Genomic DNA, 15,306 nt, shown 5'->3' with positions numbered 1-15,306 from the left:
CCGTGGCGCAGCCACAGGCCCGTATGCGACATGCTATCCGACGGTAATGCTACGCTGGATTTTCTTCTCCGCCTTTGCCAACTTAGGCATGTCGATGGTCAGCACGCCATTGTTCACCTTGGCCGAGATATGCTCTTTATCCACGTCGTCAGGCAGCGTATAAACCTGTTGATAGTTGGAATAAGAAAACTCGCGACGCAAATAATGCTCTTTCTTTTCGCCCTTGTTTTCCTCCTTGTGCTCCATCTTGTTCTCGATGGCCAATTCCAAGTCGCCGTCATCATTGATGGCCACCCTGCAGAATTCTTTCTTGATTCCCGGAACGGCTATCTCCATCGTATAGCTCTTTTCGTCTTCTTTTACGTTGACGGCCGGAGCCGTAGCGTTCATTCTGGCCAATGCCCTGTTGTCAAAGAAATCATTGAAAGCATTGTCAAGCCAATCATTCGATCTTAATACTGGAAACAACATCATAAATACCTCCGATTATATTTTTAATTAAACATTTTAACGAACTGATTTACAAGCTTTTTACGGCTCTCATCAGCTTCACCGGTTATCGTGCAACAAACATGCCATGCCCCTTGTGCGCCAGACCTACGCCAAGGCTGTCAGCATAGTTTAAAATAATTTACTTATGCTGACAAAAATGTCACGAAATTTAAACGTTGTTTACGATGAAGGCTGCCCGAACGCAAGTTTGCAACCCGGTTGCACGAAATATATTTTACCTTTGCGACAGCGTAAAGGGAAAACAGTCCTTTGCCGTTTATTCGCAAACTTATAGTTAAACATGATGAATAAGAAACTACTGAGAATCATTTTGACGGCCGTGCTACTGGGCGTAGCTTATCTGGCCGAGCGCACTTTACACTTGCAGATGTGGCAACTCCTGCTCGTTTACATGGTGCCCTATCTGTTGATTGGTTATGACGTGCTGGCCGAAGCCTGGGAAGGAATCACCGAGGGCGATCCGTTCGACGAGGATTTTCTCATGAGCATTGCCACCATCGGCGCGCTGCTCATCGGCTTTCTGCCCGGTGCCGAGCAGCAAATGCCCGAAGCGGTCTTCGTTATGCTCTTCTTCCAGCTGGGCGAACTCTTCGAGGATTATGCCGAAGACAAGAGCCGAGACTCTATTTCGAAGATGATGGACCTCCGTCCCGATACGGCCAATGTGGAGCGCGAAGGCAGCGTGGTGACGGTGAGTCCGGAAGAAGTGCGGGTGGGCGAAACGATTATCGTGAAACCCGGAGAGAAGATTCCGCTGGACGGAAGGGTCGTCGAAGGCAGCTCGGCCCTCAACACCGTAGCGCTGACGGGCGAGAGTATGCCGCGCGACGTGGGCCGGGGCGATGAGGTTGTCTCCGGATGTGTTAATATTTCGGGCCTGCTGAAGGTGAAAGCGGAAAAGACTTTCGGCGAGTCGACCGCCACGAAGATTATCAACTTAGTGGAAAGCGCGGGCGAGAACAAGTCGCGCAGCGAAACGTTCATCCGCCGGTTCGCCCATGTCTACACGCCCGCCGTCGTGTTGCTGGCCGTCGCTTTGGCCATCGTGCCGCCCCTCTTTGCCGATCATTACGCCGTCGCCTTCCCCACATGGCTCTATCGGGCGCTCACGTTCCTCGTGGTATCGTGTCCCTGCGCGCTGGTCATTTCCATCCCGCTGACGTTTTTCGCGGGCATTGGCGGCGCCTCGCGCCATGGTATACTCATCAAAGGCGGTAACTTCATGGACGCGCTGGCCAAGACCCGCACCGTCGTTTTCGACAAGACGGGAACGCTTACGCGAGGTGAGTTCGCGGTCGACGCGGTTCATCCCGACCGTCTCAGTCCCACGGAACTGCTCCATCTGGCGGCCCACGTGGAACGCTACTCCACCCATCCCATCGCTGCCAGCCTGCGAACGGCCTATCCGAATGAACACGACAGCTGCTCGGTGGAGAATGTTGAGGAGATTGCCGGTCAGGGTATACGGGCCCGAGTGAACGGACAGACCGTCTGCGTGGGCAACGAGAAGATGATGGAAGCCATCGGCGCGCGGTTGCACGCGTGTCCCAAATGTCGACAAAACGCAGGTACCGTGGTGCATGTGGCCGTCGATGGCGAATACGCGGGCCACGTCGTTATCGCCGATAGGCTGAAGACCGACGCCGAGGAAGCCGTCAGTCGGCTGAAGGCACTGGGCGTAGCGCGTACCGTCATGCTGACGGGCGACCGGCGGGAAGTGGCCGAACACGTTGCCGGCCAGCTCCATTTGGATGAGTATCACGCCGAACTGCTGCCGGCCGATAAGGTGAAAGCTGTCGAGAAATTGCTCGGCGAAACTGCCAGAACGGGCCGGTTGGCCTTTGTGGGCGACGGTATCAACGACGCGCCCGTGTTGGCCCGCGCCGATATCGGCATTGCCATGGGCAGCTTAGGGTCTGACGCGGCCATCGAAGCCGCCGACGTGGTACTGATGGACGACAAGCCGTCGAAGATTGCCACGGCCATTCGTATAGCCCGACGCACCATCGGCATCGCCCGCCAGAACGCTTGGTTTGCCATCGGCATTAAAGTGGCCGTGCTGATTCTGGCTACGGGCGGCCTGGCCTCGATGGGTCTGGCGGTCTTTGCCGACGTAGGTGTCATGGTATTGGCCGTGCTCAATGCCATGCGTGCGCTCAGGCAATGAGCGTCTCCCCTCCATTCCTCCTATAAAACAGCAAGAGGGCGCCCCACAACGGGAGCGCCCTCTTGCTATTTTAGACTCTTTTTAGAAGATTTTAGATCATCCGGAATCATTACCGGATGGCTATTTTCAAATCGTTGAGTTTATCGCCGTCGGTCACCATACGCGTAGCACGCAGCATGACGTAGCGGGCATTGACCGGAGTGAAATAAACCGACTGCATCACGGGGTTGTTGCGGATGTTGGAAAATTCGCCCGAGGCTACGACTTTCATATTGTCAAGACTATTACCTACTGATATTTCATAATTGGAAACCAGTCCAAGCCCTTTCATTTCAGGATTAGGAATGTAGAAGAACGAACGTATGTTCTGTGTTTTCCCTAAATCAAAGGTGACGGTATTGTCAGTCCGGTCGGCTTCGGTATAAGCCAGTCCGTTCACGTCTTCGGCCTTTTCGACATAGACTTCCTTGGCGTTGGGGGCGTAGTAAGCACCGATCTCATTGATACAGAGTGGGCCGCGCGCGTCGGTAATTCGTATTCTGATGGCCTTGGTCTGTATCGTTTTGAAGCGGAGAAGGCGCCGGTAACCTATTGTGGTGGTCTCTTCGTTCATCTGAATGGGTAGCCATTGCTTACCATTAAGATATTCCACTTCGAACTTACGTACCCGCTGACCCAAAGGAATATATTCTTGGAGTTTCAGACGATTTACTTTCTGCAGTTTGCCAAACTTGATCAGAATGTCACCCGTAGAGGTTCCATCCTTTGTTGCCCAATAGGTGTTGAAGTCATCGTCGGTCATCTTGCCGGGAGCAAAAGCAGAACTGCGCGTGTTGGTGGCTGTCACCTTGGCCTGTTTGATAAGGTTTGTCTTTAGTTCTGCGGTAATCTGTTTGTAGAATTTTACCAAATGGGTGGAATCGATCTGATGAACCAAGCCTTCACGGTTGACCGGTAGATTGAGAAGAAGTGTTCCGTTATGTCCCACACTGCGATAGTATAGGTCTACCAGATGGTCCACAGTCTTCACTTTACTGTCTTCAGACGCATGATAGAACCATCCCGGACGGATAGAAACGTCACACTCCGCAGGCACCCATTTATCGCCATCGGCATGTCCCTGCTGCAATTCCCAGTGCTTGGAGTAGCCGGGATAGACATCCTTGCTGCGCAAGAACGACCAATTGGTGGCGAAGGCATAACCGTTCTCATTACCTACCCAGCGGCATCCCGGACCTTCGTCGCTGAAGATAATGGCTTCGGGTTGCAGCTTGTCGACCAACTTCCACGCCTGTGGAAAATCATAATAGGTGCGATTGTCTATCTTTCTCGTCTCCTTAGCGCCGCCATACCAGCCATCGCCGCCGTTAGCGCCGTCGAACCACACCTCAAACAAGGGACCATACTGGGTCAGTAATTCCGTGAGTTGCGCGTAGAAATACTCGCGATAGAGGTCGGTGCCGTAAAACGCTTGATGGCGATCCCAAGGCGAAAGGTAGAGTCCGAGCTTCAAACCATACTTCTTGCAAGCTGTCGCCAGTTCGCCCACAATATCGCCTTTACCATCTTTATAAGGGGTATTACGCACGCTATAGTCGGTATATTTCGAAGGCCACAGACAAAAACCATCATGATGTTTGGCTGTCAGGATGATTCCTTTCAGCCCGGCAGCCTTAGCCGTGCGGGCCCATTGCTCACAATCAAGTCGGGTAGGAGCGAACGTATTGAGGTTGGCGTCGCCATATCCCCATTCGCGATCATTGAAAGTGTTGGGACCGAAGTGCACGAACGCGTAGGTTTCGAGCTGTTGCCAAGCCACTTGGCGTGGTTCCGGTAATGGCGCAATAGGCTCTGGCGCTGTTGTCTGGGCATGACCGGCTGTGGCAGCTATCATACATAACGATAAGAGAAATAGGTTTTTAGTCATTTGGTTGAAAATTATGATATTGTTTTTGTTAGAATAATCGACATCGAAAAGGGCTTTTGGAATTATGGATGTGTAGCAAGCCAAGTGATTTTCAGCGATTTTACTTTCTTGCCATTCACTATTGGCTGGAGAGTCATGCGGCGATTGTAGCGATAGCGTTTACATGCCGTGTACGAAACCTTTACGACCGTGCGTTGCTTGGGTTGAAGCGTAATGCTGCGAGGCATTTGCATCCGAAATGATGACGGGCTTAGTCCCTTTGTTCGTAAAGATAAACGTATGCCGTACTTCCCCCGCCTTCTCTTGGATTGTTCCGAAATCAAACACTTTTTGGTCGTAAACAAACTGGCGATTGTAAACAGGTTGCTGTGCTTTAAGATCAGTTATGAAACTTAAAACGCAAATAAAAAGTAATGAGAACTTTGCCATAGAATGCGTTAGATAGAACAAAGGTAGTGAAAAAGGGGAAAAGATAATTCTTTAATTATGGTGTTTTTTTACTTAAACGTCACACTTTTCTTGTGCTTCGGGAATTTTATTGTATTTTTGCATGCGTCGCATGGCTAAGCGGCGTCATTTCATTATGCAAGACTATTCTGACAATACGATTCTTATTGCTGGCATTAGGGACGGTAAGCATGAGGCATATGGATATCTTTTTGCCACTTACTATCCACGCTTGCACAATTACGCCATGCGCTTTTTAGCTGATAGCGATTCTGCCGATGATTTTGAACGGCTCTATTTAAATTAAACGTTTACACATTATATATATAAGAAACATTTAACTTAACAATAACGAAAATGAAAAAAGTAATTAGCACAGAAAAAGCACCTGCTGCCATCGGTCCTTACAGCCAGGCCATCGAAGTGAACGGATTTGTTTATGCCTCGGGACAATTGCCCATCGACCCTACAACAGGCCGGTTTCCGGAAGGTGGAATCAAGGAACAGACCCGCCAGTCTATCCTCAACGCGCAAAGCATTCTGCAAGCGGCGGGCCTCGATCTGGCCAATGTCGTAAAGACAACGGTCTATCTCGACAGCATGGACGACTTTGCCGCCATGAATGAAGTGTATGCCCAGTTCTTCAGCAGTCCGTTCCCGGCACGCTCCGCCGTAGCTGTAGAGAAGTTGCCTAAGGGTGCCCTCGTCGAAGTGGAAGTGTTGGCAGCAAGGTAGAAAAGGCTTCGCTATTTCACGTTGCCCACCCGTATCAAATATTCAGCTATCTGAACGGCATTGAGGGCGGCTCCTTTTCTTATTTGGTCGCCCGTAAGCCACAGCGTGTTGCCATTGTCGTCGGCCAAGTCCTTACGTACGCGGCCCACGTATACATCATCTTTACCGGCACTCTCCAGCGGCATGGGATAGACGTAGTTCTGCGGATCGTCGACCAAGAAAACGCCCGGCGCGGTCTCAAGGGCCTTTCGGATGTCGGCCACTTCCAACGGTTTCTCGGTTTCAAACCATACGCTTTCGGAATGGCTGCGCAGCGAACTGACACGCACACAGGTAGCACTCGTGCGTACGTCGCTGTGCATAATTTTGCGCGTCTCATTGAACATCTTCATCTCTTCCTTCGTATAGTCGTTGGCCATCATCTTGTCTATCTGCGGAATCACGTTGTAAGCCAGCTGATGGGGGAATTTATCGACGGTCTTCACACGGCCTTCCTCCACCAGCTCCTTGTACTGCTGTTGCAATTCGGCCATCGCGGCGGCTCCCGCTCCGCTGGCACTCTGGTAGCTGGAGACATGGATTTTGCGGATATGGCTCAGGTCGTCGATGGGCTTCAGCACCACCACCATCATGATCGTGGTGCAATTGGGGTTGGCGATAATGCCGCGGGGACGCGTCAGGGCGTCGGCCGCATTCACCTCGGGCACCACCAAGGGCACGTCGTCACACATGCGGAAAGCGCTGGAATTGTCAATCATCACGGCCCCATGCTTCGTGATGGTTTCGGCAAACTCCTCCGAAGTGCTTCCGCCGGCCGATGCGAAAGCAATGTCTACATCCTTAAAGTCATCGTTATGCTGTAGTAGTTTCACTTCATATTCCTTCCCCTTGAAGTTGTACTTCCGTCCGGCACTCCGCTCCGAACCGAACAACACCAAATCGTCCATGGGGAAGTCTCTCTCTGCGAGAATGTGCAGAAATTCCTGTCCTACGGCGCCACTCGCGCCAACAATCGCTACTTTCATAATCGATAAAATTTAAATTTAATGTGCAATTTTACGGCAAATTTACGATAATTAGACGGATTAACATTGTAAAATGGCAGGAAAAACACGCCTGTCCCCATACTTTCATAAACGCATATTGTTGTTGCTCGTATGTTTCCTATCACTCAACATTCCGTAAAAGAGGTTATTCTTTCCTTGATTTGGGTAGACAGATACCTAAAAGATTACACTATCTTTGCATTTATAGAAGTAGGAAACATCATTTCGGAGCTTAAAGACCAGATGTTTTTAATCGGGTCCGAAATCTTATTATCCACAAATAAAGACCAAGCAAATGAGACAATTTTTATTATCCGTCATGGCACTGACCCTATTCGGTCTCAGCGCGTGCTCACAGAACAAGAACAAGGAGGAGTTGAAAATGAATGACAAAGAAACGAAGAAGACGCTAATCGTTTATTTCTCGGCAACGGGAACGACGGCGGAAGCCGCCAAACGACTGGCAAAGACCGCCAATGCCGACCTCTATGAAATTCAACCCGAGAAGCCCTACACGGATGCCGACCTGAACTGGAACGACGAGAAGAGCCGTTCGTCGGTGGAGATGAACGACCCGAAGTCACGTCCGGCCATCAAGGGAAAATTGGAAAACGCAGCACAGTACGACACCATTTACGTCGGCTTTCCGATACGGTGGTACACCGCGCCTACCATCATCAACACTTTCGTCGAGCAAACCGACCTGAAAGGCAAGACCCTCATTACCTTTGCTACATCCGGCGGCAGCACTGTAGCCAAAGCCTCCCGTGATCTCAAAGCTGCTTATCCCGAGCTGCGCTGGAAAGAGGGTGGACTTGCTCAATGGCCATTCACCGGAAGAGGCCGAGAGATTGGTGGAAAGAATGAAATAAACGATTCCTTTCGATGAGATTGTGGCGTTCTTCCATAAATATCTGAAGACAGATTCCGCCGAAAATCTCAAAAGCGGGTTTTGAAAAGACATTATATATCATTAATAAAACCTCGACATGGCCAACCTGAAACGAGTCCCCCGGACGCTCTATCTCGACACCATTGACAGCTATCACCGTCTCTACGGCATGGAAACGTTGAATCCGTTGGCGTCGGTGGTCGACTTCAAGAATGCGGATAGCGGTCCCGACCATCTGCGCTTCCGTTACGGTTTTTACGCTTTATGGCTGAAGCATGGTGCGCAATGCGCCATCCGATACGGACGCAACCGCTACGATTACCAGGACGGTACGGTGGTGAGTTTCGCACCCGGGCAGGTAGTGGAGGTGGAACTCATGGGAGAGAAAATCAATCCCGACACGATGGGGTTGCTCTTCCATCCCGACCTTATCCAAGGTACCACGCTGGGAAGGCACATTGCCGACTATCACTTCTTCGACTACGACTCCATAGAGTCGCTCCATCTCTCCGTGCGCGAACAGCAGATGTTCACCGACACTCTGCAAAGCATACGCGCGGAACTGGAAATGCCCATCGACAAGCACTCGCAGACCATTCTCGTAGACCGCATCAAGCTCATCCTCGACTACTGCCAACGGTTCTACGACCGCCAGTTCATCACACGCCACAACATTAACAGTGACATCCTGTCGGCTTTCGAACAAAATATCCGTGCCTATTTTGAAAGCGGAGAGGCACTCCGCAGCGGCATTCCCACCGTCGCCCACTTTGCCGACAAAGCCGCTCTGTCGCCCAACTACTTCGGCGACCTCATCAAGCGTGAGACAGGGCAGACACCCAATCAGTATATCCAGCAGTACATCGTCGCCATCAGCAAACAGCTCGTGCTCGACAACCGCTATTCCATCAATCAGATATCCGACCGCCTGGGCTTTCAATATCCGCAGCACTTCACCCGCTTCTTCAAACGACACGTCGGCATGAGTCCGACGGAATACCGCATGGCATAGGCGGTCGGCTGCACCCTCAACAAACCCAAAAAACTAACTTGAAGACTTGCGAAAAGAAGCAAGAGCATAGCTATATCAGATAATCCTAAAAACAGACAGAAGTATGAAAAGTTTTGGAACGAAACCGTGGCTGCTGCCACAGCCGGTGCTCATTATCGGCATTTACGACAAGGACGGAAATCCCAACGCCATGAATGCCGCATGGGCAGGAACATGGGACAGAGACCGTATCATGATTTCATTAGGCGCGCATCAAACGACGAAGAACTTGGAAGAGAAAGGCGACTTTACCGTGGCGTTCGCCACTAAAGAAACGTTGACGGCCTCAGACTTCGTAGGAATCGTGAGCATGAAGAACAACCCCGACAAGATAAAGAAGACAGGCTGGACGGTGGTTCCCGCAGAACAAGTAAAGGCTCCGGTGTTCACAGAGTTTCCCATGACTATGGAGTGTCGGGTGAAGGAGAAATTAGACGAGTCGGCCACGGGCTGCTATCTCATAGCCGAAGTGGTGAACATTCTTTGCGATGAGGCCTATCTGGCTGAAGACGGCAAGCCCGACATGACGCGGATGAACCTGATCAGCTTCGACCCCATCCATTTACGATACGTCCAAATGGGCGATGTGGTAGGGAAGGCTTTTTCCGATGGCAAGGCGTTAAAGTAAAGGACGACGACCATCGGCTTTTGCTAATCCTGTTACCACAGGCTGGTAATGAGGTTACCACACACTGGTAATCTCATTATTGATTCAGTGTCTCCGTGATTTTGTCAGAAAAAACTACCTGATTTTAACACTTCCGCAACACGTCATCTAAGTGCCGGAACGCCGAAAAAGGCCTTCGCTTTTCCGATTTCGACATTCTTTTATGCCCAAAGCTATGCTTTTATCGGCTCAAAGCATAGCGATTACACCGTCAAAGCATTGCTTTTAGCCGGTGAAAGGGCCGCGATTACGGCCTAAAAGCATAGCTATTAAAGGAGAAAAAGTGAAGGGGAAGTACCTTGAAAATCGCAACATATTAATAGCCAGCGTTTTATAAACTTGCTCTACAATCGCTTATTTTCGTCCTTCTCTTTTCTTTTTCAGAATAATGCCACTTTTTTGATGGTATATGTAAAGATAATTCAGGGCGTGGCAGATATCGGTTGATACTTGTAAACCTGTCCCCGCTAATTTTCTACTGAGCCGAGATTTATCATAAAATTATAGCGTCGGGCCTTTACGCTATATAAAAATATGTGTATCTTTGCCGGAAGATGATATACCTGTCACAATATTTTCCTATTACTAACCCCACGCTGATATTTTTCGTGGTGTTGCTGATAATTCTCTTTGCGCCGATTATCATGGGTAAACTGCGCATACCTCATATTGTCGGTATGGTGCTGGCGGGCGTATTGATAGGAAAATACGGACTCAACATTCTGCAGCGCGACAGTTCCTTCGAACTGTTCGGCAAGGTGGGCATTTACTACATCATGTTTTTGGCGGCCTTGGAAATGGATATGCAGGGAATCAAGTCCAACAAATACAAGTTTCTGATTTTCGGCTTACTCACGTTCAGCATTCCCTTTGCCATCATGCTGCTGACGGGAATCAGTCTGCTGGGCTACATGCCCGCCATGGCCTTGTTGCTGGCCAGTATCATGGCCAGCAATACGCTTATAGCCTATCCCATCGTGAGCCGTTACGGATTGCAAAAGAAGCCCAGCGTAACGCTGAGCGTAGGGTCGAGCATGCTGTCGCTGCTACTGTCGCTCATTACGCTGGCCGCCATCGTGGCATCGCACGAGGACAGTGGCTCATCGGTTGCTTTTTGGCTGTTTTTCGTCGTAAAATTCTCCGCCTACTGCGCCGCCATGATTGTACTCATCCCACGGCTCACACGCTGGTTTCTGCGGCGTTACAGCGACGCCGTCATGCAGTTCATCTTCATTCTGGCCATGATGTTCATGAGCGCGGCCCTGAGTGAGGCCATCGGACTGGAAGGAATTTTCGGCGCTTTCCTGTCGGGATTGATTCTGAACCGCTACATTCCGCCCGTGTCGCCGCTGATGAACCGCCTCGAATTTATCGGTAACGCACTTTTCATTCCCTACTTCCTCATCGGTGTGGGCATGCTCATCAATATCCGGCTGCTCTTTGCGGGCGGCATGATATTGTGGGTTGTCTTCTGTATCGTCTTCTTTGGCACGCTGGGTAAGGCCATTGCGGCCTATGTTTCCTGTGTGCTGTTCAAATTGCCGCTGTCATCGGGCCACATGATGTTCGGTCTGACGTCAGCCCACGCGGCAGGAGCCATCGCCATGGCCATGGTGGGCATGCGCCTGAAAATGGCTGACGGACAGCCCATGGTAGATGATCAGATATTGAATGCCGTGGTCATTATGATTCTCTTCACGTGTATCATCTCGTCCATCCTCACGGAGTCGGCGGCTCAGGCTATCATTCTACGCGACAAGGAGATACCACAGAACGACAATACGGGCGATGACGAGAAGATTCTCATCCCCGTAAAATATCCCGAATATGCCGATCAGCTCGTCAATATGGCGATGCTTATGCGCAACTCCAAACTCAACCGAAGTCTCGTGGCACTGAATGTGGTCTATGACGACAAGGACATGCGGCAGAACATGGAGCGGGGGCGGCGACTGCTCGAGCACCTGTCGCAGCTGGGAGCCTCGGCCGATGTGGGCGTGCAGACCCAGGTGAGGGTTGCGGCCAATATCGCCAACGGTATCAAACACGCCTTCAAAGAGTTCAGGGCCAGCGAAATCGTCATCGGCATGCACCAGCATAAGGAGGTGTCGCAGAAGTTCTGGGGGCAGTTTCATCAGAGTCTTTTCAACGGGCTGAGCCGTCAGATCATGATGGCACGCTTTGCCCAACCGCTCAATACGATACGCCGCATACAGGTGGCGGTGCCCAGCAGGGCGCAATATGAGCCGGGGTTCTACCGATGGTTGGAACGTCTGTCGCGCGTAGCCGGCAACTTAGAGTGCCGCATACAGTTTCATGGGCGCACGGACACGCTGTCGCTTATTCATGAATTTATCAACAACCGACATCCCGAAGTACGGGCCGACTACCGCACGATGGACCATTGGAATGAACTGCCGCGACTGGCTTCGACCATTGCCGAGGATCATCTTTTCGTGGTTGTGGCCGCGCGCAAAGGCACTGTTTCCTATAAGAACGCGCTCGAGCAGCTTCCCGAAGAGATTCGCAGCTACTTCTCGGGTAAGAGCATTCTCATCATTTTCCCCGACCAGTATGGCGACATGATGGACGAAATGACTTTCGCCCAACCGCAACACACCGAGGAGAGCAGTGCCTATGAGCTGATCTTGAATTGGCTCCAACGTTTTAAACATTAGAAGTATCAATAAAAATTATGATAGATATTAAAGGTATAACGAAGAGTTTTGGTAACCTGCAAGTATTGAAAGGTATCGACCTGCACATCGATCAGGGAGAGGTGGTCAGTATTGTGGGGCCATCGGGTGCCGGCAAGACGACGTTGCTGCAGATTATCGGTACGCTCGACAAACCCGACAGCGGTTCGGTAACGATCAATGGGGTAGATGTCAGTACGCTGAGCAAGAAGAAGCTGAGCGACTTTCGGAATCAGTATATCGGCTTTGTTTTCCAATTCCATCAACTGCTGCCTGAGTTTACGGCTATTGAAAACATCATGATTCCGGCTTTCATCGCCGGGAAAAGCAAGAACGAGGCAAAGAAACGGGCGCAGGAATTACTCGAATTCATGGGTCTGACAGGCCGTGCCAATCACAAGCCGGCCGAACTGTCGGGAGGGGAGAAGCAGCGTGTGGCTGTGGCCAGGGCGTTGATGAACAATCCTGCCGTCATTCTGGCCGACGAGCCTTCGGGGAGTCTCGATTCAAAAAACAAGGCCGAACTGCATCAGCTTTTCTTCGACCTGCGTGATCGCTTCGGACAGACGTTTGTCATCGTGACACACGACGAGGAATTGGCGGCCATCACCGACCGTACCATCCACATGAAAGATGGGCTGCTCGACATATCGACAGAGGTTTAATTTTTAGACATAAAGACAATTTCTATGATGTTGTTTTTTAGACATAAAGACATAAGAACAGATGTTGTTTTTTTAGACATAAAGACATAAGAACATATTTTTCTGATGATGTTTTTTAGACATAAGAACAGATATTGATTTTTATGTCTTTATGTCTTTATGTCTAAAACAATAATATATCCATACCAAAATAAAAATATGAATTTATGTCTAAGATTAAATTAGGAGATTACAACATCCTCCGCATCAAGGAGGAGGCGCGCCGCGAAGGCTACGGTGAGGTTTTTGGCTTGTATCTTGACGGCGGTGTAGAGGGCGATATCCTCATGCCCCAGAAATATGTTCCAGAAGACGCCAAGGTTGGTGACGATATCGAATGCTTCATTTATCTGGATCAGGACGAGCGTCCCATTGCTACTACGGAAAGGCCCTTGGCTAAGGTTGGCGACTTCGCTTACTTGGAGTGCTCATGGATCAACGAATATGGCGCGTTTCTCAACTGGGGGCTGACCAAAGATCTGTTCTGTCCTTTCCGTGAACAAAAGAAGCGTATGGAGATAGGCGACAGCTACATTGTCCATATCCATATCGACGAAGAAAGCTACCGTATTATGGCCAGTGCCAAGGTTGAGCATTTCCTGCAGAAGCCGCAGTCGGCTAAGGACGTCACGCTGAGCCCCGGTGAGAAAGTCGATTTGTTGGTATGGCAGAAGACCGATTTAGGCTTTAAGGTCATCGTCAACAATGCTTATGCGGGTCTTGTCTATCAAGACCAACTGTTCAAGTATATCCACACGGGTGACAGGTTACCGGGCTACGTATCGGCCATCCGTCCCGATGGCAAACTCGATATCTCGCTGCAGCCATTAGGACAGGCCGCCGCAACAGACTTTGCTACCACGCTGTTGCAATATATGGAACGCAACGGGGGGCGCTGTCATTTAGGCGACAAGAGCGATCCCGAGGAAATAAAGCGCCAGTTTCAGGTCAGCAAAAAAGTCTATAAGAAAGCTATTGGCGATTTATACAAGCGCCACCTTATCGTCATTAACGACAATGGAGTAGAACTTATACCGACAAAAGAATAGAAACGATTTGAAAAAAGCGACCTTGGCCGAAGCCGAGGTCGCTGAATATGGGTTTAAATAAAACTCTTTGTTGTGTAGAACACAAGATTTACTTGTTGTCCAAGTTAATCTTGTTGCTCAAATTGATGGCCTGTGCAATCATGATTGCTACTACGGCGAATGAAATTAATGCTACCATAAATACTTAATCTTTAAATTGTTATCCTTTATTTTCATTTCACAACCACCACGGTTGCTTCTTTATTTCGAGTGCAAAGTTAAACGTTTCTTATTGTGTGCGCAAACAATTATGCTAAAAAGCATGTTTGGGGGGCTTTTTTGTTGATTTAGGTCAAATTAAGTAAAGGATTGAGTGTGTTGTGCTTCAAAAACTTTATCTTTGTAATAATAATATGGAAGGATCTAATCAGCGGAATATAGTCAACAATATCTTTAAAGTGTCGCTGTCGCTCTTGTTGGGAGGACTGATACTTTATTGGATGTATCGTGACTTTGATTTCCATAAGATAAGCGACGTGTTGCTCCACAAGATGAACTGGACCTGGATGTTGCTGTCGTTTCCCTTTGGCGTGCTGGCACAGTTGTTCAGGGGGTGGCGCTGGGGCCAGACATTGGAACCGGTGGGTGAACACGCGCGTAGCAGTGTGCGGGTCAACAGCATTTTTCTGTCGTATGCCATGAGTCTGGTGATTCCTCGTATAGGCGAATTTGCCCGTTGCGGCGTTTTACGGCGCTATGACGGCGTGTCCTTTCCCAAGGCTTTGGGAACGGTGGTGACCGAGCGGGCTATCGACTCGTTGCTCGTGTTGGTCATCACGGGACTTACTATCCTGTTTCAGCTACGTGTGTTTCATACGTTTTTCGACAAGACGGGTACCAGCATTGACAGTATATTCATGCAGTTTTCGCCCGTGGGCTATCTTGTGACGGCCGTCTGCGGCGTGGCAGCACTGCTGTCGCTCTTCTATCTGTTGCGTCGGTTGCGTATTTATAATAAGGTGAAAGCCACCTTTACCGGCATTTGGCAAGGAGTGTTGTCGTTGCGCAGTGTCAGAAACGTGCCGTTGTTCATCGTTTTCACTTTGGGAATATGGGTGAGCTATTTCCTGCACTACTATCTCACGTTTTTCTGTTTCGACGCCATGTCGCATTTGGGCATGATGTGTGCTCTTGTTACATTTATTGTGGGTAGTATAGCCGTCGTGGTGCCTACACCCAACGGCGCCGGTCCGTGGCATTTCGCCGTGAAGACCATGCTGATACTCTATGGCGTGGCCGATTCGGATGCCCTCTACTTCGTGCTCATCGTGCACACCGTACAGACCATGCTTGTCATTCTGCTGGGCGTCTACGCGTGGATAGCCTTATCGTTTACGAAAAGAAAACATTTGTTGAACACTTAAATATTTAAT

14 protein-coding genes are annotated in these 15,306 nt (G+C 49.9%); 10 read left to right on the top strand and 4 right to left on the bottom strand.

Annotation, left to right across the window (positions count from 1 at the left end; genetic code table 11):
- Positions 1-33: 33 nt before the first annotated feature.
- On the bottom strand, positions 34-471 hold the full coding sequence (locus JHU38_RS04145) for an Hsp20/alpha crystallin family protein (protein WP_107582156.1): 438 nt from the start codon (positions 469-471) through the stop codon (positions 34-36).
- 325 nt (positions 472-796) lie between these two features.
- Between JHU38_RS04145 and JHU38_RS04140 the strand changes: the two genes are divergently transcribed.
- A complete protein-coding gene (locus tag JHU38_RS04140; RefSeq protein WP_107582414.1) occupies positions 797-2,680 on the top strand; it encodes a heavy metal translocating P-type ATPase in 1,884 nt (627 codons plus the stop codon).
- Positions 2,681-2,789: 109 nt separating this feature from the next.
- On the opposite strand, the gene JHU38_RS04135 is transcribed toward JHU38_RS04140, so the two are convergent.
- Both JHU38_RS04135 and JHU38_RS04130 read right to left on the bottom strand, forming a co-directional pair.
- Positions 2,790-4,574: an alpha-L-fucosidase gene (locus JHU38_RS04135; RefSeq protein ID WP_232369831.1), complete on the bottom strand. Its 1,785-nt coding sequence runs from the start codon at positions 4,572-4,574 to the stop codon at positions 2,790-2,792.
- A 192-nt stretch (positions 4,575-4,766) separates the two neighbouring features.
- On the bottom strand, positions 4,767-5,036 hold the full coding sequence (locus JHU38_RS04130) for a DUF1573 domain-containing protein (protein ID WP_107582158.1): 270 nt from the start codon (positions 5,034-5,036) through the stop codon (positions 4,767-4,769).
- A 154-nt stretch (positions 5,037-5,190) separates the two neighbouring features.
- Here JHU38_RS04130 and JHU38_RS04125 point away from each other — a divergent pair, with 154 nt between their 5' ends.
- The gene (locus JHU38_RS04125; RefSeq protein WP_158267305.1) at positions 5,191-5,361 is read left to right on the top strand and encodes an RNA polymerase sigma factor; all 171 of its coding nucleotides are present in this window, start codon (positions 5,191-5,193) and stop codon (positions 5,359-5,361) included.
- A gap of 50 nt (positions 5,362-5,411) precedes the next feature.
- Complete coding sequence (locus JHU38_RS04120; RefSeq protein WP_107582160.1) at positions 5,412-5,789, top strand: RidA family protein; 378 nt, start codon at positions 5,412-5,414, stop codon at positions 5,787-5,789.
- Positions 5,790-5,800: 11 nt separating this feature from the next.
- Here JHU38_RS04120 and JHU38_RS04115 read toward each other — a convergent pair whose 3' ends face one another.
- Positions 5,801-6,814: an aspartate-semialdehyde dehydrogenase gene (locus tag JHU38_RS04115; RefSeq protein ID WP_107582161.1), complete on the bottom strand. Its 1,014-nt coding sequence runs from the start codon at positions 6,812-6,814 to the stop codon at positions 5,801-5,803.
- Between the two features lie 316 nt (positions 6,815-7,130).
- Here JHU38_RS04115 and JHU38_RS04110 point away from each other — a divergent pair, with 316 nt between their 5' ends.
- The 7 genes from JHU38_RS04110 (at position 7,131) to JHU38_RS04080 (ending at position 15,297) form a co-directional block, all read left to right on the top strand.
- A complete protein-coding gene (locus JHU38_RS04110) occupies positions 7,131-7,724 on the top strand; it encodes a flavodoxin (protein WP_107582162.1) in 594 nt (197 codons plus the stop codon).
- Positions 7,725-7,824: 100 nt separating this feature from the next.
- The gene (locus JHU38_RS04105) at positions 7,825-8,739 is read left to right on the top strand and encodes a helix-turn-helix domain-containing protein (protein ID WP_107582163.1); all 915 of its coding nucleotides are present in this window, start codon (positions 7,825-7,827) and stop codon (positions 8,737-8,739) included.
- Between the two features lie 103 nt (positions 8,740-8,842).
- The gene (locus JHU38_RS04100) at positions 8,843-9,406 is read left to right on the top strand and encodes a flavin reductase family protein (RefSeq protein WP_107582164.1); all 564 of its coding nucleotides are present in this window, start codon (positions 8,843-8,845) and stop codon (positions 9,404-9,406) included.
- A 593-nt stretch (positions 9,407-9,999) separates the two neighbouring features.
- Positions 10,000-12,123, top strand: a complete 2,124-nt coding sequence (locus JHU38_RS04095; RefSeq protein ID WP_107582165.1) for a cation:proton antiporter — start codon at positions 10,000-10,002, stop codon at positions 12,121-12,123.
- A gap of 17 nt (positions 12,124-12,140) precedes the next feature.
- Complete coding sequence (locus JHU38_RS04090; protein WP_107582166.1) at positions 12,141-12,806, top strand: ABC transporter ATP-binding protein; 666 nt, start codon at positions 12,141-12,143, stop codon at positions 12,804-12,806.
- 206 nt (positions 12,807-13,012) lie between these two features.
- The gene (locus JHU38_RS04085) at positions 13,013-13,894 is read left to right on the top strand and encodes a CvfB family protein (protein ID WP_107582167.1); all 882 of its coding nucleotides are present in this window, start codon (positions 13,013-13,015) and stop codon (positions 13,892-13,894) included.
- Positions 13,895-14,286: 392 nt separating this feature from the next.
- Positions 14,287-15,297, top strand: coding sequence for a lysylphosphatidylglycerol synthase transmembrane domain-containing protein (locus JHU38_RS04080; RefSeq protein WP_107582168.1), 1,011 nt, complete (start codon positions 14,287-14,289; stop codon positions 15,295-15,297).
- Positions 15,298-15,306: the final 9 nt, after the last annotated feature.

The organism is Prevotella illustrans (assembly GCF_017426725.1).
Taxonomy (GTDB): domain Bacteria; phylum Bacteroidota; class Bacteroidia; order Bacteroidales; family Bacteroidaceae; genus Prevotella; species Prevotella illustrans.
Note: the sequence above shows the minus strand (reverse complement) of the source record. Positions and strands in the feature narration are given on the sequence as shown.

What these genes read in the sequence shown, in the direction of transcription:
- JHU38_RS04090 (WP_107582166.1), top strand. Translation starts at nt 12,141, where the DNA reads ATGATAGATATTAAAGGTATAACGAAGAGTTTTGGTAACCTGCAAGTA.
- JHU38_RS04115 (WP_107582161.1), bottom strand. Translation starts at nt 6,814, where the DNA reads ATGAAAGTAGCGATTGTTGGCGCGAGTGGCGCCGTAGGACAGGAATTT.
- JHU38_RS04085 (WP_107582167.1), top strand. Translation starts at nt 13,013, where the DNA reads ATGTCTAAGATTAAATTAGGAGATTACAACATCCTCCGCATCAAGGAG.
- JHU38_RS04145 (WP_107582156.1), bottom strand. Translation starts at nt 471, where the DNA reads ATGTTGTTTCCAGTATTAAGATCGAATGATTGGCTTGACAATGCTTTC.
- JHU38_RS04095 (WP_107582165.1), top strand. Translation starts at nt 10,000, where the DNA reads ATGATATACCTGTCACAATATTTTCCTATTACTAACCCCACGCTGATA.
- JHU38_RS04105 (WP_107582163.1), top strand. Translation starts at nt 7,825, where the DNA reads ATGGCCAACCTGAAACGAGTCCCCCGGACGCTCTATCTCGACACCATT.
- JHU38_RS04130 (WP_107582158.1), bottom strand. Translation starts at nt 5,036, where the DNA reads ATGGCAAAGTTCTCATTACTTTTTATTTGCGTTTTAAGTTTCATAACT.
- JHU38_RS04135 (WP_232369831.1), bottom strand. Translation starts at nt 4,574, where the DNA reads ATGATAGCTGCCACAGCCGGTCATGCCCAGACAACAGCGCCAGAGCCT.
- JHU38_RS04110 (WP_107582162.1), top strand. Translation starts at nt 7,131, where the DNA reads ATGAGACAATTTTTATTATCCGTCATGGCACTGACCCTATTCGGTCTC.
- JHU38_RS04120 (WP_107582160.1), top strand. Translation starts at nt 5,412, where the DNA reads ATGAAAAAAGTAATTAGCACAGAAAAAGCACCTGCTGCCATCGGTCCT.
- JHU38_RS04100 (WP_107582164.1), top strand. Translation starts at nt 8,843, where the DNA reads ATGAAAAGTTTTGGAACGAAACCGTGGCTGCTGCCACAGCCGGTGCTC.
- JHU38_RS04140 (WP_107582414.1), top strand. Translation starts at nt 797, where the DNA reads ATGAATAAGAAACTACTGAGAATCATTTTGACGGCCGTGCTACTGGGC.
- JHU38_RS04125 (WP_158267305.1), top strand. Translation starts at nt 5,191, where the DNA reads ATGCAAGACTATTCTGACAATACGATTCTTATTGCTGGCATTAGGGAC.
- JHU38_RS04080 (WP_107582168.1), top strand. Translation starts at nt 14,287, where the DNA reads ATGGAAGGATCTAATCAGCGGAATATAGTCAACAATATCTTTAAAGTG.